19 protein-coding genes, 2 tRNA genes and 1 other annotated feature are annotated in these 21,541 nt (G+C 41.1%); of the genes, 2 read left to right on the top strand and 19 right to left on the bottom strand.

Annotation, left to right across the window (positions count from 1 at the left end; all coding sequences use genetic code 11):
• Nucleotides 1-74: 74 nt before the first annotated feature.
• Both tig and A33I_RS12725 read right to left on the bottom strand, forming a co-directional pair.
• Nucleotides 75-1,367 carry a trigger factor gene (gene tig / locus A33I_RS12720; RefSeq protein WP_022628777.1) on the bottom strand — a complete coding sequence of 431 codons (1,293 nt, stop codon included), beginning with the start codon at nt 1,365-1,367 and terminating at the stop codon, nt 75-77.
• A gap of 169 nt (nt 1,368-1,536) precedes the next feature.
• On the bottom strand, nt 1,537-2,604 hold the full coding sequence (locus A33I_RS12725; RefSeq protein ID WP_022628778.1) for a DUF3196 family protein: 1,068 nt from the start codon (nt 2,602-2,604) through the stop codon (nt 1,537-1,539).
• 294 nt (nt 2,605-2,898) lie between these two features.
• Here A33I_RS12725 and A33I_RS12730 point away from each other — a divergent pair, with 294 nt between their 5' ends.
• Nucleotides 2,899-4,203 (top strand): globin-coupled sensor protein, encoded by a 1,305-nt coding sequence (locus A33I_RS12730; protein WP_022628779.1) that lies wholly within the window; start codon nt 2,899-2,901, stop codon nt 4,201-4,203.
• A gap of 389 nt (nt 4,204-4,592) precedes the next feature.
• On the opposite strand, the gene leuD is transcribed toward A33I_RS12730, so the two are convergent.
• The 9 genes from leuD to ilvE all read right to left on the bottom strand — a co-directional run bounded on the left by leuD (nt 4,593) and on the right by ilvE (nt 15,734).
• Nucleotides 4,593-5,186, bottom strand: a complete 594-nt coding sequence (leuD, locus tag A33I_RS12735; RefSeq protein ID WP_022628780.1) for a 3-isopropylmalate dehydratase small subunit — start codon at nt 5,184-5,186, stop codon at nt 4,593-4,595.
• Between the two features lie 12 nt (nt 5,187-5,198).
• A complete protein-coding gene (gene leuC / locus A33I_RS12740) occupies nt 5,199-6,620 on the bottom strand; it encodes a 3-isopropylmalate dehydratase large subunit (RefSeq protein WP_022628781.1) in 1,422 nt (473 codons plus the stop codon).
• A gap of 137 nt (nt 6,621-6,757) precedes the next feature.
• On the bottom strand, nt 6,758-7,843 hold the full coding sequence (leuB, locus tag A33I_RS12745; RefSeq protein WP_022628782.1) for a 3-isopropylmalate dehydrogenase: 1,086 nt from the start codon (nt 7,841-7,843) through the stop codon (nt 6,758-6,760).
• An 11-nt stretch (nt 7,844-7,854) separates the two neighbouring features.
• Nucleotides 7,855-9,402: a 2-isopropylmalate synthase gene (locus A33I_RS12750; protein ID WP_022628783.1), complete on the bottom strand. Its 1,548-nt coding sequence runs from the start codon at nt 9,400-9,402 to the stop codon at nt 7,855-7,857.
• Entirely contained in the window at nt 9,389-10,417 is a 1,029-nt protein-coding gene (gene ilvC, locus A33I_RS12755; protein ID WP_012959947.1) for a ketol-acid reductoisomerase, read from the bottom strand. The genes A33I_RS12750 and ilvC overlap by 14 nt, the downstream gene beginning before the upstream one ends.
• A gap of 44 nt (nt 10,418-10,461) precedes the next feature.
• Complete coding sequence (ilvN, locus tag A33I_RS12760; protein WP_012959948.1) at nt 10,462-10,983, bottom strand: acetolactate synthase small subunit; 522 nt, start codon at nt 10,981-10,983, stop codon at nt 10,462-10,464.
• Nucleotides 10,980-12,683: an acetolactate synthase large subunit gene (ilvB, locus tag A33I_RS12765; RefSeq protein ID WP_031311638.1), complete on the bottom strand. Its 1,704-nt coding sequence runs from the start codon at nt 12,681-12,683 to the stop codon at nt 10,980-10,982. The genes ilvN and ilvB overlap by 4 nt, the downstream gene beginning before the upstream one ends.
• A 146-nt stretch (nt 12,684-12,829) precedes the next feature.
• Nucleotides 12,830-13,083 (bottom strand) — a binding site (T-box leader).
• A gap of 2 nt (nt 13,084-13,085) precedes the next feature.
• Complete coding sequence (gene ilvD / locus A33I_RS12770) at nt 13,086-14,753, bottom strand: dihydroxy-acid dehydratase (RefSeq protein WP_022628785.1); 1,668 nt, start codon at nt 14,751-14,753, stop codon at nt 13,086-13,088.
• Nucleotides 14,754-14,828: 75 nt separating this feature from the next.
• Entirely contained in the window at nt 14,829-15,734 is a 906-nt protein-coding gene (gene ilvE / locus A33I_RS12775) for a branched-chain-amino-acid transaminase (protein WP_022628786.1), read from the bottom strand.
• Between the two features lie 319 nt (nt 15,735-16,053).
• On the opposite strand from ilvE, the gene A33I_RS12780 reads away from it, so the two are divergent.
• On the top strand, nt 16,054-16,458 hold the full coding sequence (locus tag A33I_RS12780; RefSeq protein WP_022628787.1) for a hypothetical protein: 405 nt from the start codon (nt 16,054-16,056) through the stop codon (nt 16,456-16,458).
• Nucleotides 16,459-16,499: 41 nt separating this feature from the next.
• Here A33I_RS12780 and A33I_RS12785 read toward each other — a convergent pair.
• The 8 genes from A33I_RS12785 to A33I_RS12820 form a co-directional block, all read right to left on the bottom strand.
• Nucleotides 16,500-16,576: transfer RNA gene (locus tag A33I_RS12785), tRNA-Arg, on the bottom strand.
• Nucleotides 16,577-16,578: 2 nt separating this feature from the next.
• Nucleotides 16,579-16,649: transfer RNA gene (locus A33I_RS12790), tRNA-Gly, on the bottom strand.
• Nucleotides 16,650-16,831: 182 nt separating this feature from the next.
• Nucleotides 16,832-17,344 (bottom strand): metallophosphoesterase family protein, encoded by a 513-nt coding sequence (locus A33I_RS12795; RefSeq protein WP_022628788.1) that lies wholly within the window; start codon nt 17,342-17,344, stop codon nt 16,832-16,834.
• 31 nt (nt 17,345-17,375) lie between these two features.
• Entirely contained in the window at nt 17,376-17,963 is a 588-nt protein-coding gene (locus tag A33I_RS12800) for an XTP/dITP diphosphatase (protein WP_022628789.1), read from the bottom strand.
• Between the two features lie 3 nt (nt 17,964-17,966).
• The gene (gene rph, locus A33I_RS12805; protein WP_022628790.1) at nt 17,967-18,722 is read right to left on the bottom strand and encodes a ribonuclease PH; all 756 of its coding nucleotides are present in this window, start codon (nt 18,720-18,722) and stop codon (nt 17,967-17,969) included.
• Nucleotides 18,723-18,870: 148 nt separating this feature from the next.
• Nucleotides 18,871-19,998, bottom strand: a complete 1,128-nt coding sequence (locus tag A33I_RS12810; RefSeq protein ID WP_022628791.1) for a GerMN domain-containing protein — start codon at nt 19,996-19,998, stop codon at nt 18,871-18,873.
• A gap of 112 nt (nt 19,999-20,110) precedes the next feature.
• On the bottom strand, nt 20,111-20,920 hold the full coding sequence (gene racE, locus A33I_RS12815; protein ID WP_022628792.1) for a glutamate racemase: 810 nt from the start codon (nt 20,918-20,920) through the stop codon (nt 20,111-20,113).
• A 35-nt stretch (nt 20,921-20,955) separates the two neighbouring features.
• Nucleotides 20,956-21,390, bottom strand: a complete 435-nt coding sequence (locus A33I_RS12820) for a MarR family winged helix-turn-helix transcriptional regulator (protein WP_022628793.1) — start codon at nt 21,388-21,390, stop codon at nt 20,956-20,958.
• Nucleotides 21,391-21,541: the final 151 nt, after the last annotated feature.

A 21,541-nucleotide genomic window follows, 5' to 3' on the forward strand; every position in this document is an offset into this window, starting at 1 on the left:
AATGAGATAAAGACAAGGCACAAATTGTGCGCCTTGTCTTATTTATCACCTTTTGATTAAACTCAAACCTAAAGTTATGCTTTTTTGCTGTTTTCAACAAGCAGTTCAACAGCTTTTTGGATTTTAAGGTCGCCTTTAATGCCTTCAGTTCCGCCTTGCGCAGCGAAGATTGTTTTTAATTCTTCAACAGAACGTTGGTACATTTCAGCCATTTTTTCTAGTTCAGCATCAACATCTGCATCTGTTGCTTCAATGTTTTCTGCATTAGCAATTGCTTCTAGAGTAAGGTTAATGCGTACACGTTTTTCTGCATCTTTTTTGAACTGCTCACGCATCGCTTCCTCATCTTGACCAGCGAATTGGTAGTACATTTCAAGGTTCATACCTTGCATTTGCAGGCGTTGTTCGAACTCTTGAAGCATGCGGTCTGTTTCAGTTGTTACCATAGCTTCTGGAATGTCAACTGTAGCATTTTCAGCTGCTTTTTCAACTAGAGTGTCACGGATTTCAGTGTCAGCCGCTTGCTCTTTTTCTTTTTGAAGCTTATCTTTGATTTCTTTTTTAAGCTCATCAAGAGTTTCTACATTTTCATTTGCATCTTTAGCAAACTCATCGTCAAGTGCAGGTAACTCTTTACGCTTAATATCGTGTACTTTCACTTTGAATGTAGCAGCTTTACCAGCTAGATCTTCAGCATGGTATTCTTCTGGGAAGTTTACTTCTACATCTTTTTCGTCTCCAGCTTTAAGACCAACTAATTGCTCTTCAAATCCAGGGATGAATTGGTTTGAACCAATTTCAAGTGAATAGTTTTCAGCTTGTCCGCCTTCAAAAGCAGCGCCGTCAACGAAACCTTCAAAGTCGATAACAGCAGTATCGCCGTTTTCGATTGCGCCGTCTTCAACAACAACTAGTTCAGCATGACGATTTTGAAGCTGAGTAAGTTCTGCTTCTACATCCTCATCTGTTACTGTTGTATCTTGCTCTTCTACTTCAAGACCTTTGTACTCGCCTAGAGTAACTTCTGGCTTCACAACAACTTTAGCAGTGAAAACAAGGTTGCTTCCTTTTTCCATTGTTTCGATATCGATCTCAGGACGATCTACAGGCTCAATGTTTGTCTCATCGATTGCTGCAGCATACGCTTCTGGCAGAAGAATATCTAATGCATCTTGATATAGAGCTTCTACACCAAATTGTTTTTCAAATAAAGAACGAGGTACTTTTCCTTTACGGAATCCTGGTACGTTTACTTTCTTTGCTACCTTTTTGAATGCAGCATCAAGTGCAGCATCTACTTTCTCTGCTTCAACATCAATTGTTAAAACGCCTTCGTTTCCTTCTAACTTTTCCCATTTTGCAGTCATAACTCTTTCCCTCCAACTATACACATGTTCGCAATGCGAACGATTTTTATACTGTTCATGATTTACAACCATTCTATTATAACATAACACTATGTGTTTTCAAATCAATCTTGTTTTGATTATCCCCTTGACTAAAATCTACTTTTTAGTGATGCGGTCTACCCATCTTTTATTGCATAAAATGAGTATATGCCTCAAATACTTTTTCTTCTAGTTTAGCAACTTCTCTAGCTCTTTTTTCTAATGCATCATCATCAGTACTATACAAATCGGCTATTTCACTGATCGATTCATCAAGCCCAAGTCTCTCACTTGCAAGAAAGTGATAAACGGCAGCCCATAAAGAAGCATTTTCAGGGGTCGGAATAAATGGATACCAGGCAAATAAATGCAAACCGCCAATTTGTTCAGCCATCTCTTTTAATAGAGGATCTTTATGCTCTAAGCTGTCTTGCAGCGCCTCTTTTACTTCTACAGCAAAAGGCTGCTCATTCACTGCTTTTAATTGACTAGGGATGACTTTTTGTTCTTTTTTAGATTTTTTAATATAGACTTCTGCGTGGTAGTTCTTTGTATGTAAAATCTCTAAGGCAAAGCTTCGCAGCAGCCAATCTTTTTGTGAATCTTCTATGTATGTAACTAACACTTCCAAGGCATCCTTATATGGGCGATCCTTTAAAACCTGCAAGGCCTTCCACTGTATCTCAATCGAACCGCTTTTTAAATCATTGCTTATTTCTTGGATGACAGATTGCTCATCATCTTGACTTTCATTCATCGTTTCGTCATCAATATTTGCAAGTAATACAGAATCATCGATCATCTGTCTGCTGAAATGAAGCAGCTGATAAAACGATTCAGCAAATTGAGCAGGCACATTATTTTCACTCAAAACTGCTTCTAGCATATCTACTACTTCTTGATAGTGACCTAATTGTACCAACAAAGAAATATGTACTTGAAGATTATCGTAATATTCCCCAATTCCTTCATTTAAAAGAGCACTCGTATGAGTAACCGCTTCTTCTAATCTACCAAGCTCCACAAGACTCAATACTTTTCCAAATCTTACTTGCGGGTGATCTGGTTCATATTGCTCTGCTGTAAGGAAATGATTATAAGCTGCCGTTGCATCCTTCGCTTTTAGAGCATCCATTCCCTTTTCAATTAAGCGCTTAACAAGACCTGGGTATAAGATTACATTTGTATCTTTTTTATTCGTTTTTTTGCCGTCCATGGAATCGCTCCACTCTTTTTGACATGTTGCTTACTATTCTGTGTTTACTAGCATTAACCATTTATTTTAAGTTATTCTTTTCAGTTTATCAGCTTGATCCCTGAATTACAACGAGAACAGACCTTTAGGAGCATTCAGAAAAAACATCCCTACCAATATTTTAAAAACAAACGAGTCATTTGACCTATTTTCTTTGACAAACACCCCTGTCTAAATTCATAATGATTATACATTAAATAAATAAAACTTGTACGAGTTGTATAAATAAGACTCGTGCATAAGGGAGATGGACAAATGGTTTTCCCATTTAAAACGAAAAAATCCGATTACAAACCAAGCTTTACAATCAATACAGGACTGCCTCATACAATCAAAGATAAAGAAATAGATATGCGCATGGCCTATATGGGATTTACAACACAAAGTACAGAGCACTTGCAGGAGTTGCAGGCGTTTGTTGATGAACATGCAGATGCTCTTTTAGAAGCAACATTAGATCATGTGTATTCTTTTCCACACTTAAAGAAGATAGCTGAAACACATTCAACTAGAGAGCGGCTTAAAGGGGTTTTTCTTTATTATTTAAAAAACGTTGTAGAAGGGGATGTATCCTTAGAAGATATAAGAAAGAAACAAAAAGTAGGAAGTGTTCATAATAATAGTGACCTTCCGATTGCGTGGTTTTTAGCAACGTATCAAGTCTTTTTACAATTAATCATTCCACAGCTGGTATCGAACTTTTTTAAGGAACCAGATAAATTAACAAATTACATTCTTGCTTTAACAGGGCGATTTAATTTTGATTCTCAATTAATTGTTGAGGAGTATCTTCAATCAAAAATGAGACAGCTAAACGATTTACACGAGTCAAATCAAGTCTTGCAGCAAGAACTCTTATCTATTAGCCAGGAACTCGCATCAACGATTAACAAAACAGAGGCATCAACTACTTCAACGACTCACAAAGCGAAGCAAATAGGATTAGAAACAGACAATACGGTGAAATCGAGTCAGAATTTACAAGGTCTGCTACATAAAAATGTAAATGATGTAAACAGCATGTTCACTACTTTTGAAATGTTAGAAGAACAAGTCATACAAACGATCACTCAAACAGATCAATTAAAAGACATCTCAAAAAACATTATGAAAATGACGAACGAAATCGAAACAATCTCTGACCAAACGAATCTATTAGCATTAAATGCTTCTATTGAAGCTGCTAGAGCAGGAGAACATGGAAAGGGTTTTTCAGTCGTAGCGCACGAAGTTAGAAAGCTTGCTGAACAATCTAAAGAAATGAGCAGCTCCATTTCACACTTAATTAATGATAGTAACAAAACGATCCAAGCTCTCGTCTCGCAAATGACGACAATGAATACCGCAAGATCAGGTTCTAGTGAAAAGATGACGACTGTTAAATATGGTCTTGAAACCGTTCAAATGGAAATGGAACATTACATTGAATTATTTAAGAAAAATAAAGAAGATGTTGACTACGTGATCTCTTCTATAGAGCATATTCACGAGACGGCCCATGAAATGGCTTCGCTCAGTTCTGAGCTTCAACAAAAAGCAGAGGAAATTAAATCAAAGTAAAAGTAAACGGATGAAGGATAAAGGACAACATTTAAGATGCGGCCTAAAGCGCCGCTACTGAAATATGCTTCGCTTTTCGTGGGGAGCTTGTGAACTTCCTCGGGCTTTTGCCCTGTGGGATCTCACTCCTGCTCTAGTTCCCACAGAAGTCTTCACATATTTCATCCGCTAAGTTTCTCTACTGTTCTGAAGTGTAGTAGAAATTTGGTTAATTTAGCTTAACTAAATACTTATTATTATATTTTTCACAGTAAAAAAGCACCTGGAAAAGGTGCTTTTTTACTGTGAGGGGGAGTAACTAAACAATATTCTCGCTCCGTTGATTTAGCGGAAGGGCTGCGTCTATTTCAGGAGCGGCGAGTATGCTCTCTCCCAGCCCTTTTTCTTTCTTATACAGGCTGACCTGCCATTTTGTCTTCATACTCTTTGATTTTCCCGTCGTATTTCAGCGTTAAGCTGATCTCATCCCAGCCATTTAGGAGCATTTCCTTCCAGTATGGGTCAATGGCAAAAGAAGTCTCAAAATCCTCTGATTGGATCGTTTGGTTTTCAAGATCTACGGTCAATCTTAATTCTTCGTTCTCCCCTTTTTGCAACAGCTGATAAACATCCTTTTCATCTAGTCTAATCGGAAGCATCCCGTTCTTTAAGCAGTTGTTATAAAAAATATCGGCGAAATTAGGAGCGATCACGACTCTGAAGCCATAATCATGCAATGCCCAAGGTGCATGCTCACGAGACGAACCACAGCCAAAATTATGACCTGCTACTAAAATAGTCGCTCCTTTTGCATGTGGTTGATTAAGCTCAAATTCTTCGTTTTCACTTCCATCTGCCTTAAAGCGCCAATCAAAAAATAAAAATTGACCAAATCCCGTACGTTCAACTCTTTTTAAGAATTGCTTAGGAATGATTTGATCCGTATCCACATTCACTCGGTTCATTGTTGCCGCCTTACCTTCATGCACTTTTAATGGTTCCATCCTATATCCCTCCTATGTTGTTAGTGTTTTTCCTTTTTTGTAGTCACGTACATCAACAAAATGGCCAGCAAGAGCTGTTGCAGCTGCCATCTCAGGACTAACCAAATGTGTTCTAGAACCTTTTCCTTGGCGTCCCTCAAAATTTCGATTGGATGTAGAGGCACAGCGTTCTCCTTCCGGAACGACATCAGGGTTCATACTTAAACACATGCTGCACCCAGAATCGCGCCACTCAAAACCAGCTTCAATAAATAATTGATCCAAGCCCTCTTTCTCCGCTTGTTTCTTTACTTTTTGAGAACCAGGTACGACCAATGCACGCACGCCGTCCGCTACTTTTCTTCCATTAATGATTGATGCTGCTGCACGAAGATCGCTTAGACGGGAATTTGTACAGGAACCGATAAAGACATGCTGAACTGCTACTTCTTGAATTGGTGTTCCTGGTTTTAAATCCATATATTCCAATGCTTGCTCGATCCCACGTCTATCTGCCTCAGATACCGCTTCACTTGGAGATGGAATTAACTTCGAAACACCGATCCCTTGCGACGGGTTTGTGCCCCAAGTAACCATTGGTTCAATCTCTTCGGCACGAATCGTTACTGTTCGGTCGTATTTTGCTCCCTCATCCGTGGCTAGTTTGCTCCATTGTTGCGTTAGCTCTTTGAATGCTTCCCCACTCGGAACATATTCGCGGCCTTCTAAGTAATCAAATGTAACTTGGTCTGGGCTGATTAAGCCAGCTTTCGCGCCAGCTTCAATGGACATATTACAAATAGTCATTCTCTCTTCCATTGTCATTCCGCGAATTGCTTCGCCTGTAAATTCGATGACCGAACCCGTTCCGACATCGACCCCGAATTTTGCGATAATCGCTAAAATAACATCTTTTGCTGAAATGCCAGGTTTAAGCTTGCCGTCAATGTTCACTTCCAATGTTTTTGGCTTTGACTGCCAAAGGGATTGTGCAGCCAAGACATGCTCTACCTCACTTGTACCAATACCAAAGGCAAGCGCCCCAAAAGCCCCGTGTGTGGATGTGTGACTATCTCCGCAAACAATCGTTTTCCCAGGTTGAGTAAGGCCCAGTTCAGGACCAATTACGTGGACAATACCATTCTCCGGATGTTCAAGATCAACTACATCAATTCCAAATTCATCACAGTTTTTCTGAAGGGTTTCAATCTGCGTTTTGGCAATCTGATCTGTAATATTGTAACGATCCACCGTCGGAACATTATGATCCATCGTTGCAAATGTTAAATCCGGTCTCCTTACCTTTCGATTGTTTAGCCTTAGGCCTTCAAATGCTTGAGGAGATGTCACTTCATGTACCATGTGCAGGTCAATATAGAGCAAACTCGGCTTACCTTCCTCCTTAATGACTTCATGCTGATCCCATATTTTCTCTATAATCGTTTTTGGGGTCATATGATTTCCCTCCCTTTTCTTTATTAATTGTTTATATACAAATGTTTTACGTACAAATATTTCACGTCCAAATGTATCATTTAGATGATCAAGGTATTAAAAGAGGGCAATGGATGAATCCACTGCACCTGCTTTTATTACACACGAATATGGTTTAATTGCTTAATGACCTCATCTGTCACTTCATCTGTTGAAGCCTGCGCCTCTCCCTCTTTTGCAAGGTCAGCTGTACGAACTCCACTTTCAAGCACCGCGCTGACAGCTTCCTCAAGCACACGAGCTTCCTCTTCTAATCCGAATTCATATTTTAGCAGCATGGCAACAGACGAAATTGTCGCAAGCGGATTCGCTTTGTTTGTTCCAGCAATATCAGGAGCTGATCCATGAATTGGCTCATATAAACTTGGTCCAACTGCAGAGAGACTGGCAGACGGCAGCATCCCAAGAGATCCAGTCAGCATAGAAGCTTCATCACTTAAAATATCACCAAACATATTCTCTGTCACAACGACATCAAAGTAAGCCGGCTGACGAATTAACTGCATTGCAGCATTATCTACAAGCATATGTTCATAGCTTACATCTGGGTAATCAGCTGCTACCTGCTCCACTACTTCTCTCCATAAACGGCTTGATTCAAGTACATTCGCTTTATCTACTGAGGTTACTTTTCCGCGTCTGACTTGAGCCAATTCAAAGCCCTTACGAACGATACGTTCAATTTCATAACGTGTATAGGTAAGCGTATCAATGGCTATTTCATCACCGCCTTCCCCTTTACGCTCACGAGGTTCGCCGAAGTAGATGCCCCCTGTTAGTTCCCGTACAATAATAAAATCTACTCCTTTGATTCTCTCAGGCTTTAAAGGCGAAGCATCCAGTAAACTTTCATAGCATGTGACTGGTCTAAGATTTGCAAATAATTGCAGCTCTTTTCTTAATTTGAGCAGCCCTTTTTCAGGACGCATTTCAGGTGCTAATTGATCCCACTTAGGGCCCCCGACTGCGCCAAGGATGATCGCATCACTCTGACGGCAAACTTCAAGAGTCTGATCAGGAAGCGGGTTCTCGTGCTGATCAACAGCACACCCGCCGATATCTGCAAACGTATAGTCAAATTGATGATTAAATTGTTCAGCAAGCTGGTCTAACACTCGTAGTGCTGAGCCTACTACTTCTGGTCCAATCCCGTCTCCAGGAAGGACAGCAATGGTCTTTTTCATACTGAGCCCTCCTAGGCGTTTAACTGTTTCATCCGCTCTTCATTATAAGCACGGCGGTTAATCGTACGGTTAATGGCGTGAATATACGCTTTAGCAGATGCTTCTAATACATCATGCGCTGTACCACGGCCTGTTGATTCTACCCCGTCGTATTGAATTTTCACGAACACTTCTGCAAGTGCATCGCGTCCGCCGTTAATAGACTGAATGCGGTAATCTTCTAGAACAACCGGGCCTTCAATCATACGCTCAAGCGTATTGTAGATCGCCTCAACACTACCCGAACCTGTTGCAGCTTCTTGAATCGTTCCCTCAGTTGGTACATTCAATGTAATCGTTGCAGTCGGAATATTGTTGGTACCATAGTTTACTTGCAATGCCTCTAGCTCGTAATGAGCAACAGAGCCGCCAACAGTCGCTTCAGTCATAAGGGCAAATAAGTCGTCCTCTGTGACATCTTTCTTTTTATCTGCTAAATCTTTAAATGCTGTAAAGATTGTTTGAAGCTGCTCATCTGTGCCGTTAAAACCAAGCTCAACGACTTTCTCTTTAAAGGCATGACGTCCAGAATGCTTTCCAAGAACCATTCGGTTAGAAGACACACCGACTAATTCTGGCGTGATAATTTCATATGTTTCTTTATTCTTTAACACACCATCTTGGTGAATGCCTGATTCATGAGCAAAAGCATTCGCACCTACCACTGCTTTATTGCTCGGTACAACCATACCTGTTAACTTGCTCACTAGTGAACTAGTGCGTTTGATTTCTTTTAATGTTAAGCCTGTTTCAGCTTGATAATGGTCTTTACGAATATTTAGGGCAACAGCAATTTCTTCAAGCGATGCATTTCCTGCTCTCTCACCAATGCCGTTTACTGTACATTCCACTTGGCCTGCCCCGTTTTGAATCGCCGCCAGTGAGTTTGATACAGCCATTCCAAGGTCATCGTGGTTATGAGTAGATAAAATCGCACGGTCAATATTCGGTACATTTTCTGTTAAGTAACGGAACATATTCCCGATTTCATGAGGTGTAGTATATCCGACTGTATCCGGCAGATTAATAACCGTTGCTCCAGCATTGATCACTTCTTCAATAATCTTAGCCAAAAAAGGAAGTTCAGAGCGACTCGCATCCTCTGCTGACCACTGGACTTGCGGGAATTTAGCTTTAGCATATTTAACTGATTCAACCGCCGTACGAACCACCTCATCAGGCGTCATACGCAGCTTATAGGTCATATGAATTGGTGAAGTTGCCAAGAAAACATGGATGCGAGGTTCCGCACTGTCTTTTAGCGCTTCCCAAGCTGCATCTATATCTTTTGTTACAGAACGCGCAAGGCCTGTCACGGAACTTCCTTTTACCGTTTGTGCAATTGCCTGAACGGAGCGGAAATCTCCTTGAGAGGAGGCTGGAAACCCAGCCTCAATCACGTCTACACCAAGTCTTTCAAGCTGCTTAGCTATCTCAAGTTTTTCTTCAAAGTTTAAATTGACGCCAGCCGATTGTTCACCATCACGAAGCGTGGTATCGAAGACGTTAATTTTTCGCACTAGCTACCACTCCTTTTGCTTTTGGCTTTGCTTTAACAAATGGCATCATTTCACGCAGTTCACGTCCTACTACTTCAATCGGATGATTTTTCTCCGCTTCGTTGATTGCTGTAAATTCAGGACGATTCACTTGGTTCTCAAGGATCCAACCTTTTGCAAATTTACCTGTTTGGATATCTGTTAATACTTTCTTCATCGCTTGCTTTGTATCTTCAGTCACGATTTGCGGACCTGCTACAAAGTCACCCCATTGTGCTGTATCAGAGATCGAGTAGCGCATGCCTTCTAATCCACCTTCATACATTAAATCTACAATTAATTTTAATTCGTGCAGACACTCAAAGTAAGCAACTTCTGGTTGATAGCCTGCTTCAACAAGCGTTTCAAATCCTGCTTTAACAAGAGCTGTTGTACCACCGCATAGAACCGCTTGCTCACCGAATAGATCCGTTTCTGTTTCTTCTTTAAATGTAGTTTCAAGAACACCTGCACGAGCAGAACCAATCTGCTTAGCATAAGCAAGTGCAATCTCTTTTGCTTGGCCTGTTGCATCTTGGAATACTGCAATTAAGCCAGGAACGCCTGCACCATCTTCAAACGTACGACGAACTAAGTGACCTGGTCCTTTTGGTGCTGCTAAGAATACATCCACTGTCGCAGGAGGTACGATTTGATTGAAGTGAACATTAAATCCGTGTGCAAATGCTAATGCTTTTCCTGCTGTAAGCTCTGGTTCAATTTCTTCTTTGTACACCTTTGGCTGATGCTCATCCGGTAGAAGGATCATGATTAAGTCAGCTTGTGCTGCTGCTTCTCTTACTGTATAAACATTAAAACCATCCTCTTCAGCTTGAGCCCAAGACTTTCCTTGACGAAGACCTACGATTACATCTACTCCGCTCTCACGCATATTTAGCGCATGTGCATGCCCTTGTGAACCATACCCGATTACTGCTACCTTTTTCCCGTTTAATACTGCCTCGTTTACATCACCGTTATAATATACTTTTGCCATTTCTCATCTCTCCCTTGTTTTGGTTGTTTTAGTTTTTTAATTTATTAGTTAATTAAGGTTAAACGATAGGAATCATTGAGCGGTTTTTTATGACCGCGATTAAATGCTGTGATACCTGTACGCGCCAATTCTTTGATCCCATACGGCCTCAAAAGATCAATAAATGCTTCCACTTTTGGATGGTCTCCAGTAATTTGGATCGTCATGCTCTCACGGCCGATATCAATAATCGACGCTCTAAATGGATTCACTAGAGCAGCAATCTCTCCCCTTTGAGCCGTAGATGCCACAATTTTAATTAAAGCTAGTTCTCTAGCTACAATCGCCTCATCTGTGATGTCTTTTACTTTTAACACATCCACTTGCTTATTCAGCTGTTTAATGACCTGCTCTACATTTTCCATTTGATCAGCGTTTACGACAAAGGTCATTCTTGAAATAGAAGGATTCTCTGTCACGCCAACTGTAATGCTCTCAATGTTGTAATGCCTTCTTGCAAATAAACCTGTAATTCGATTCAGCACACCAGATGTATTGTTTACTAGGGCTGTGATCGTACGTTTCATGGCTTAACCCCCTCCATTTGGTGCTGTCCTTTCCCTGGTGAAATCATAGGGTAGACATTTTCTTGTTTCGCTACCCTGCAGTCCATTAAGACTGGTCCAGGATAGTCAAACATTTCTTTTAGAGCAGATTCTAGCTCGTGCAGCTCATTTACCTGCATTCCTTTAATATCATAGGCTTCAGCTAGCTTCACAAAGTTTGGCTGAATCGGGAATAAAGAGTTTGAGTAACGCTCTCCGTGGAATAACTGCTGCCATTGTCTAACCATTCCAAGAGCGGCATTGTTAACAATCATGATTTTAATTGGCAGGTTCAGCTCTTGCAGGATAGAAAGCTCTTGGGCTGTCATTTGAAATCCTGCATCTCCAATGATCGCTACAACCGGTTTATCCGGCTTTGCAAATTGAGCTCCAATGGCCGCCGGGAAACCGAATCCCATTGTTCCAAGGCCGCCTGAGGTTACCCATTGGTTAGGATGATTGAACTTATAGAACTGAGCAGACCACATTTGATGCTGACCAACATCTGTTGTCACGACCGCTTCACCTTTTGTCACTTCATAAATCTTTTCGATTAGGTGCTGCGGCTTGATTGTTTCACCGTCTTGGACATACCATAATGGATACTCTTCTTTCAGCCCGCTCAACCAAGTTTTCCACTCCTGATGGTCACCGCGCTCTCCCTGTTCTTCAATCAACATTTTCAGCGCTTCTTTGGCATCCCCTACTACTGGAATCTCTGTCGGAACATTTTTGCCGATTTCAGCAGGATCGATATCAATATGAGCCACTTTTGCGTTTGGAGCAAAGTGTGCCAAATTTCCAGTTAATCGATCATCAAAACGTGCACCGATACTAATTAAAAGATCAGCTTCGTGGAGAGCCATGTTCGCCGTATACGTCCCATGCATTCCAGCCATCCCAAGATGTAATTCATCTTCACCTGGGAAGCTGCCTAACCCTAATAGAGTGTTCACTACAGGAATTTGCTGTTGCTCTACATACCGAGCGAGTTCTTCTGAAGCTTTTGCGTGCAGAACTCCTGCCCCAGCAAGAATGACTGGCTTTTTAGCCGTTGTGACGGAATCAACCACCTTGCGAATTTGCAATTTGTTTGGAATAACCGTCGGCTGATACCCCGGGAGGTCAACCTCTTTATCGTAATCAAATAATCCTGTTGCTAAAGATACGTCTTTAGGGAGGTCGATTAATACAGGTCCTGGTCTTCCAGTCGTTGCAATATGGAAAGCCTCTTTAATAATTCTTGGCAGCTCATCAACAGAGCGTACTTGGTAGTTATGTTTAGTGATTGGCATCGTAATTCCAATCATATCCGCCTCTTGGAAAGCATCTGTTCCAATGACTGTTGTTGCTACCTGTCCCGTAATAACTACAAGCGGCAGGGAATCAATCATCGCATCAGCAATTCCTGTCACAACATTTGTCGCTCCCGGCCCTGATGTCACAATACAAACACCAGGCTTTCCAGATACTCTTGCATACCCTTCAGCTGCGTGAATCGCACCTTGCTCATGTCTCGCTAAAATATGTCTGATTCCTGTTTTATAGATTTCATCGTAGGTTGGAAGAATAGCTCCTCCTGGGTATCCAAAAATGACATCAACATCCTCACAGGCTAATGCTTTAATCAGCATACTAGAACCCGACATTTCTTTTGCATGTGCATTTGTTTCGGTTTCCATACTTTGCAACTTTGTGCTCACATCTCTTCCTCCTCACAAACTATCTTTTTGAACATTCTGTATTTTCTTTGTGAATTAGTATCTTGTATCTTTTTTATCAAATAAAAAAATCTTTCCACTCCACAACAAGCCGTTAAGGTAACGACTGAAGGGGTGAAAAGATTTTTTTCACGGTACCACCCTTGTTCGCTGAATAAAATGCATTCAGCCTTATGGACAAGCCAGGCTTATCACGTTTTGATAACGAGTGCTTTTAACACTCGACCAACCCTAGTAGAATATTCGTTCAGGTTGACACTCAGAGGTGAGCTTCTTCATTAGAGCAACGCCGCCTCTCAGCACCAGCAGCTCTCTGTAGTTGCTACTTCTAATGAATACTTTTCCTCTTCTTCGTTTTAACTATTAAATTTTCATAACTCCGCCAGTATTCGCGGATGTAACTAATTTTGAGTAACGTGCTAAATATCCTTTTTTCACCTTAGGTTCAGGTGCTACAAAACCTTCTTTACGCTCTGCATGTTCTTCAGGTGTAACTAACCATTCCAGCGTACGGTTCGTTAAATCGATGCGGATCTTATCTCCGTTTTCAACGAATGCGATCGGACCGCCTTCCGCTGCTTCAGGAGAAATATGACCAATCGAAATTCCTCGAGATGCACCTGAGAACCTTCCATCTGTAATCAGAGCAACCTTTGTACCAAGTCCTCTACCTACAATCGATGATGTCGGTGCGAGCATTTCTGGCATTCCTGGTCCGCCTTTAGGTCCCTCATAGCGGATAACGACTACATGACCTTCCTTAACGGTTCCCTCATCAATTCCTTTTTGAGCATCATCTTGAGAGTTAAAGATAATTGCTTCTCCTTCAAATACCTTAATCGAAGGATCAACAGCCCCTACTTTGATCACTGCCCCATCCGGTGCAAGGTTTCCATAAAGAATGGAAAGGCCGCCGACAGGACTATAAGGATTATCTTTGCGACGAATAACATCGTCGTTTGTAATTTCTGCATGTGCTACATTTTCATATAAGCTCTTGCCAGTAATCGTAATTCGATCAGGGTGAATCGCTCCGTCAATATGACAAAGCTCTTTCATAATCGCACTTACTCCCCCGGCTTGATGAACATCATCCATTGAATAATCAGAAGCAGGACTGATTTTAGATAAATAAGGCACTCTCTCAGCCACTTTATTAATCCGATTTAAGTCGTACTCAATTTCTGCTTCATTCGCAATAGCTAATGTATGAAGAACTGTATTTGTTGATCCGCCCATTGCCATATCTAGAGCAAAGGCATCATCAATTGCTTCTTCTGTAATGATATCGCGAGGCTTAATATCTTTTTCAATTAAGTTCATTAAATGCTTAGCTGCATCCTTAATTAATTGGTGGCGAGCTTCGCTTGTCGCAACCATAGTACCGTTACCAGGCAGGGCCACACCAAGCATTTCCATTAAGGAGTTCATCGAGTTTGCTGTGAACATTCCAGAACAAGATCCGCAAGTCGGACAAGCACTCTGTTCAATTTCAAGCAGCTCTTCTCTTGTCATAGCCCCTGATGAGAATGCCCCGACTCCTTCAAATACAGAAGCAAGTGAAAGGCTTTTTCCATCTTTTGTACGCCCTGCTTCCATCGGTCCTCCTGATACAAATACAGAAGGGACATTCGTTCTAACAGAAGCCATTAACATCCCTGGTGTGATTTTATCGCAGTTTGGAATGTAGAATACTCCGTCAAACCAGTGCGCATTGATTACTGTTTCTGCTGCATCACAGATAATTTCTCGGCTCGGAAGCGAGTAACGCATCCCGATATGCCCCATAGCAATTCCATCATCTACGCCGATCGTGTTAAATTCGAATGGAATTCCACCTGCATCTCTAATTGCTTGCTTAGCTACTTCTGCAAATTTATTAAGATGCATGTGGCCTGGAATAATATCAATATATGAATTACACACTCCGATAAATGGTTTATCCATTTCATCTTCTCGTACACCAGCGGCTCTCAGTAAGCTTCGGTGTGGTGCGCGATCGATGCCTTTTTTAATCATGTCACTTCTCATATTATCGCCCCTAATTTCCCTTGCTTCTCTCCACTCCGCTCGTCTATTACTATCTCTATATAAGACTAACTAGTCTCAACTGACTTCTATCTGTTCTTTTTCTGTATATACTTTCTCTCCATCTTCTACAACACGCTTACGGAAGGCCGCTAACAACTTATTCGTTTCCTTTCCTGGTGTCCCATCTCCGATGACTCTCCCATCTACTTTTACAACAGCAATCACTTCTGCAGCTGTACCTGTTAAGAAGACTTCATCAGCAACATAAACATCGTGTCTAGTAAAAGGTTCTTCCCTCATGTCGTAACCAAGCTCATTAGCGAGCTCGATAATTGCATTACGAGTAATCCCTTCTAGAGCTCCAATATATCCTGGAGGAGTGAGAATCTTGTTGCCTTTTACGATAAATACATTGTCCGCAGATCCCTCTGCAACATAGCCTTGATCGTTCAGCATAAGTGCTTCACTTACTCCAGCTAAACTGGCTTCAATTTTTACGAGGATATTATTTAGATAGTTCAGTGATTTCACTTTTGGACTTAGTACATCAGGCCGGTTTCTTCTCGTAGCAACCGTTACAATTTCAAGTCCTGTTTTGTAGAGTTCTTTAGGGAATAAAGCTAATTCCTCTGCAATCACTATGACTTGCGGCTTTGCACAAGATGATGGGTCAAGCCCGAGATTGCCTACACCTCTTGAGATCACTAAACGAATATAAGCATTTTTTAATTCGTTTTTTCTTAATGTTTGGACAACAATGTCCGTCATTTCTTCTTTCGAATGAGGAATCTCTAACATGATTGACTTTGCTGAATAATACAATCTGTCAAGATGTTCGTCTAGTCTAAAGACATTTCCATCGTAGACACGAATGCCTTCAAATACGCCATCACCATATAGAAATCCGTGATCATAAACAGACACTTTGGCTTCATGTTTCAAAACAAATTGTCCATTTAAATAGATCCACTGTTCACTCATGCTGCTCACTCTCCAATCAGGCAAAACAATGTCACAAACCATGTTGCCAAGCTCGTTTTACAACTAAAAAGGAACCTAGAATGTATCTTCCCTGAGCGGACATTTGTTTTTTCTAAGTTGTTTATTTGAGGTTTATAATACGCTCATTTTGGGAAAGGGTCAACCACTTTCGGTAAAATAATTTGACAATTTTGATTTATCCGAACTATTGTATACGCTTACACTTATATCCTGCTTGCGTTACAGCTCTTTAAAATTCTTTTTATTTTTTATTCATAGAATCTGTCGAAAGCGGAAAAGATATAGTTGGGTGATGAAGATGAAATGTAAGCAACTGTTCCGCTTGGTTTACTTATCTAAACGCTTTCCTTACATTCGATTGAGACAAAAAAGGAAAGCCTCTTTAATTTTAGTTCAAGAAAACGAGAATAGCTGCCGGACAGAAGGGGAACGAATCCTCTATGAGAAATTAAGAGAATCCGGATATTATCCGACCCCGCATTATAAGATGTTGGGCAGTACGGTAAACATGGCTCTTGTACCATTCAGGCTTGCTTTGATGGAACGGACATCAGGAGTTGATGAAAAGAAGCTTGTAAGATCGTTCAAGAAAAAAGGCTGGAGTGTATTGTTTTACGAGGAAGATACGATGCTTTCTGACACACACAATTACTTAAGAGAAATTAGACAGCAAGCAAGACCAACAAAAAACGTCTCCGTATAAATACGGAGACGTTTTATTATATTTATTATGTATTACAGAAATGGCGTCCCAGGAGAGATTCGAACTCCCGACCGACGGCTTAGAAGGCCGTTGCTCTATCCTGCTGAGCTACTGGGACAAAGCGGGTGATGAGAATCGAACTCACATCATCAGCTTGGAAGGCTGAGGTTTTACCACTAAACTACACCCGCATGTTAAATTAGCTTTCGCGAAAACGCATGTTACTCATTAAATTCGGTCAGATCAGTTACTGACGACGCTTATAAATATACCTTATAAAACAGTAAGTGTCAATAAAAATCCTATAATTTTTTTGGATAAAATTCCACTTATTAAGAAGACGGTCAAAATGGACCGTCTTCCCCTTGCTTCTTCATCTCGAGTAAGTGCGGGATAGATCTGTTAACTTCTCACCGCTGGCTCTTTCATAAAAGCTAACCTCTACCTGAGTATCCGTTATGTCACAGATAACATATGTTTGCTCTTTAGGCTTTCGTGGCAGACGCATGCTGCCTGGATTAATGAATAGCACTCCTTGCTCCATAAAACAATCTGCTACGTGTGAATGACCGAAACAAACCAAGTTTGCTCCTACTTCTTCTGCACGATAACTCAGAGGAACATACGTCATCTTTACGTTATAATGGTGACCATGAGTAACATACACCGTAAGCGACCCATAAGTTTCTTTTATTTCTTCAGGAAAATCTGCTCCAAAATCACAGTTTCCTTTCACTGTCTTCACTCCATTTAGCTCTTTGGAATCAACCTGCAATTCAGAATCTCCGCAATGAATGAGCTCATCAACTTCATGCTTATGGCGGTCGACCACTTGAACAACCTCATCTGTCCACCCGTGGCTATCACTCATAATTAACAGCTTCAAACGATCTCCTCCCTTGATTGCCATTTATTCTTTATTTCCATTGCTCCATAAGCTTCTCAAGTGCTCTGGCTCGATGGCTGATCTGATTTTTTTCCTGTGGTGAAAGTTGAGCCATCGTTTTCTCAAATCCAGGTAAGAACATAATAGGGTCATAGCCAAATCCGTTTGCTCCTGCTGGTTCTAGTGCAATGATTCCCTCACAAGTTCCCTCTACAACATAAGTCGGTTCCCCTGGAGAGGCTACGGCTATCGTACAAACAAATCGTGCCGTTCGATCTTCGCTTGGGATATCCTTCATTTCATTCAACACTTTTTCGTTGTTTGCCTTATCACTTTTTTCCTCACCGGCATATCTCGCAGAATACACACCCGGACGTCCATCTAAGGCGTCAATCACTAAGCCAGAATCATCCGCAATTACTTTTTGGTTCAAAGCTTTTGCAAGTGTCTCTGCCTTTAGGACCGCATTCTCTGCAAACGTTTTCCCTGTTTCTTCAATATCAGGTATTTCCTCATACTCAAAGAGAGATGTTACCTGATAGCCATCATTGGCAAACATTTGCTCAAATTCTCTTACTTTCCCTTTATTTTTAGTCGCAATTATAATTTGATTTTTCATTAATTATTCATCCTTTTTATATGTATCAATCTTCTCTGAAATCTCACCTAATGCAGTTTTTTGATGGGAGATTAACTCGTCGATTCCATGTTCAGCTAAGTCGAGCAGTTGATTCAGCTGCTCCCTTGAGAACGTAGCTTCCTCACCCGTACCTTGAAGCTCTACGAATTGATGAGCGCCAGTCATGATGACATTCATATCTACTTCTGCAGCAGCATCTTCTACATAGCATAGATCAAGCACCTCTCCATGAGTCGGCACAACTCCTACTGAAACAGCTGCTAAATAGTCTTTAATTGGCCAGCTTTTGATCAGACCTCGCTCGACTGCTTTGTTAACAGCTATTGATAATGCGACAAAAGCGCCTGTAATGGAAGCGGTTCTCGTTCCACCATCTGCTTGAATAACGTCACAGTCAATCCAAATCGTTCTTTCACCGAGCTGGTCTAAGTCTAAAATGGTTCTTAGCGAACGCCCAATTAAACGCTGGATTTCCATCGTTCTTCCCGTCACTTTCCCTTTTGATGATTCTCGTATTGTACGTTGTTCTGTCGCGCGCGGAAGCATAGAATATTCTGCTGTAATCCAACCTTTGCCCTGCCCTCTCATAAAAGGGGGGACTCTCTCTTCTATACTTGCTGTACAAATCACTTTTGTATCACCCATCGAGATAAGTACTGATCCCTCTGGATGTTTTAAATAGTCCGTATCCAACTGGACTGCTCTAAGTTCATTTACTTGTCTTCCATCTGATCTCATATTGCATTCCTCCTCTACCATATCATAACATCTATCCCTTTGTAGAATCACACAATATCCAATCTCCTATCCATGGAAATCAATGAGATCAAATGATTATCTAAAACCATACTCAAAAAAAGAGACAGCATTTTGCTGTCTCACTCAATTAGAAACTCCCTGTATTCACTTTTTCCGGTCTAGATACAGGCTGCGTCACCTGACCCGATTCATGTAAAATATTTGTTTCCCCGTTTACTTGTACTGCGACCTGCTCGACTCCTTCTTGTTCTGTCAGGGTAAGCGCGAGCATATTCAATGCTGTATCAGATACTGCTTTTGCATCCAGCTGGCTTAACAATGATTCATTAAAGTTTAAGGTCACGACCCCATTTTCATATAAAGGGTCGGATAACAGCTCAACGCCGTTCCTAAAATCAGTTAATAGATTAGACTTATAAGAAGGTCCCTGCAAGAGTTCATTGACTGCTGCTTTCAATGAATCTTCACCAAGTCCTACCCTTCTTGTGACAGGAACATAATACGTGTTTTCGCCTTTTTGATCTAGAAAATATAGCGTAACGCTTTTACTGTTGACCATATCTGCTACACCATTTGATTCAATATTAATCCCATTGGCACGGCTTACCCCCTCACCAATCGGAGTGCCATTTTGCGGCATCATCTCTTGGTCATAGCCATTAATTCTAATTTTCACTCTTTCAACTGTATCAAACTGTGTTAATGTCCACGTGATCGCTTGAAGAATCTGCTGTTCTTGTTCAGGGTCATACTCTTTAAATTCATTTGAGAAATCAGCAATAGCGACTCCATCATCATCTAAATGAACATCCACTTCCGTTCCAGCAGGTATAACCGCTTTAAATCCATTTGGCAATAATTCAGTCACAGGTCCACCGTCAACTAAATATTGAAGAGACTGGCGCAGGACACTTTCCGTTTTAGGCAAAGTTAACGTTTGAGGGACGACTAAGCCATTCTCATCGATTAGATACAATTCTCGCTGCACATCTTCTACAACTGCATCTGCCTCAGCTTCACCTTCACCCTCATCACCATCTTCGCCTTCTTCACCTTTACTAGGAGCTTCGGCATCCCCTTCGCCGTTTACTCCTTCTCCACTCTCTTCTAATTCAAGCGAATCTCCCTCATCAATATAGCTAACTGGCGGCGCATCCATTTCATTTGCTGCTTCATTCGCTCCAAACGAACACCCTGTAGCTACAAGGGTTGAAATGACTAATACAGGAACACCTTTACGAAAGAACTTACGCATTGTTTCCCCTCCTAAAAAAGATGGTTTGTACTACATGTATACGAGCACTTTTGAACTTTAGACCACTTGTCTACAAAAAATAACAAGCACAAAAAAACCACCTAACGTAATGTTAGACGGTTTCTTGTCTGCCTAGACGAATCGACTCGACTTCAATATCGATTTCAAGCCATTTATCAGCAAGTGTTTTGAATTGGTCTTTATCTCCTGTAGTAAAGAAGCGGTGGGTTGGTTTTCGTTGGTCGGTAAACAGTAAATTATTATGATAGAGGAGCCCGCTCACTTCTCTTGCGGTTTCATCCCCAGATGAGATCAATTGCACATCCGGACCCATCTGCTTTTGAATAGTGTCTTTTAACAGCGGGTAATGAGTACAGCCTAAAATCATCGTATCAAAACCTCTATTTTGTAATGGCTCTAATACTTCTTTTACAATCAGATCAGCTTCTGCTCCCTCAAATACTCCACGTTCTACTAGCGGAACAAATGGAGGACAAGCTAGACTTTCCACTCTCACTTCATGATTAATTGACTTTAAAGCTTTTTCATACGCACCGCTCTCAATCGTCCCAACCGTACCAATCACAGCCACATGATCCTTTTTTGTAACCTTAAGTGCACTTGTTGCACCAGGATGCACAACACCAACTACGGGAATGGAAAGTTCCTTTTTTACTTCTTCTAAAACAACGGCTGTTGCTGTGTTGCATGCGATAACTAACATTTTCATGTTCTCTTCAAGCAGCCGGTTAATCATTTCCCAAGTGTACGTGCGAACCTCTTCGCTCGTTCTCGGGCCATAAGGACATCTAGCTGAATCGCCCAGATAAACAATCTCCTCTTTTGGAAGCTGCCTCATCATCTCTTTAGCTACTGTTAATCCCCCTAGGCCCGAATCAATCACTCCTATCGGTCTATCCACTATGTTTCCCTCAATTTCTATGCAACCTTGACGTTCTACACTTTAGCCTTCATTTCTTCATGTAGTACATGCAAGCTCTTCTCGAGAAAATCGACTTCTTCTTGAGAAAAATTCTGCAAAATATTTTCTAAATACTCTTGTCTTTTATTGATCACTTCATTAATAATTGTCGTTCCTTTTTCTAACAAGTGAATCCTAACGACACGACGATCATTTTTATCTTTCACACGTTCTACCAGCTCGTTTTTCTCCATCCTGTCAACGAGATCAGTCGTAGTACTGCACGCTAAATACATCTTGTTAGATAGCTCTCCTATTGTCATATCACCATATTCGTTCAACCATTGTAATGCGACAAACTGTGGCGGAGTAATAGGAAACTGCGTTAAAATTTCTCTTCCTTTTTGCTTAACCATTTCTGAAACTCTTCTTAAAGATCGTTCAATTTGTTCAATTTGTTGATGGTCCATCTAATGTACCTCCGTCTATTAAACGTGATTTCGTCTATGACGTCTAGACGAAAATCGTCCTAATTTATTTTATATTTTATACGCATTTCCAAACCCGCAGCCGGCAAGCTCCAGCATTTAGTTAGCGATCTCATTTCGTTACATCGTTCCA

The sequence above is a fragment of the Alkalihalophilus marmarensis DSM 21297 genome (assembly GCF_000474275.2).
GTDB classification, from domain to species: Bacteria; Bacillota; Bacilli; order Bacillales; family Bacillaceae_D; genus Alkalihalophilus; species Alkalihalophilus marmarensis.

Coding starts and splice junctions, on each gene's coding strand:
- tig (WP_022628777.1), bottom strand. CDS start 1,367: ATGACTGCAAAATGGGAAAAGTTAGAAGGAAACGAAGGCGTTTTAACA.
- A33I_RS12725 (WP_022628778.1), bottom strand. CDS start 2,604: ATGGACGGCAAAAAAACGAATAAAAAAGATACAAATGTAATCTTATAC.
- A33I_RS12730 (WP_022628779.1), top strand. CDS start 2,899: ATGGTTTTCCCATTTAAAACGAAAAAATCCGATTACAAACCAAGCTTT.
- leuD (WP_022628780.1), bottom strand. CDS start 5,186: ATGGAACCATTAAAAGTGCATGAAGGTAAGGCGGCAACAATGAACCGA.
- leuC (WP_022628781.1), bottom strand. CDS start 6,620: ATGACCCCAAAAACGATTATAGAGAAAATATGGGATCAGCATGAAGTC.
- leuB (WP_022628782.1), bottom strand. CDS start 7,843: ATGAAAAAGACCATTGCTGTCCTTCCTGGAGACGGGATTGGACCAGAA.
- ilvC (WP_012959947.1), bottom strand. CDS start 10,417: ATGGCAAAAGTATATTATAACGGTGATGTAAACGAGGCAGTATTAAAC.
- ilvN (WP_012959948.1), bottom strand. CDS start 10,983: ATGAAACGTACGATCACAGCCCTAGTAAACAATACATCTGGTGTGCTG.
- ilvB (WP_031311638.1), bottom strand. CDS start 12,683: ATGGAAACCGAAACAAATGCACATGCAAAAGAAATGTCGGGTTCTAGT.
- ilvD (WP_022628785.1), bottom strand. CDS start 14,753: ATGAGAAGTGACATGATTAAAAAAGGCATCGATCGCGCACCACACCGA.
- ilvE (WP_022628786.1), bottom strand. CDS start 15,734: ATGAGTGAACAGTGGATCTATTTAAATGGACAATTTGTTTTGAAACAT.
- A33I_RS12780 (WP_022628787.1), top strand. CDS start 16,054: ATGAAATGTAAGCAACTGTTCCGCTTGGTTTACTTATCTAAACGCTTT.
- A33I_RS12800 (WP_022628789.1), bottom strand. CDS start 17,963: ATGAAAAATCAAATTATAATTGCGACTAAAAATAAAGGGAAAGTAAGA.
- rph (WP_022628790.1), bottom strand. CDS start 18,722: ATGAGATCAGATGGAAGACAAGTAAATGAACTTAGAGCAGTCCAGTTG.
- A33I_RS12810 (WP_022628791.1), bottom strand. CDS start 19,998: ATGCGTAAGTTCTTTCGTAAAGGTGTTCCTGTATTAGTCATTTCAACC.
- A33I_RS12820 (WP_022628793.1), bottom strand. CDS start 21,390: ATGGACCATCAACAAATTGAACAAATTGAACGATCTTTAAGAAGAGTT.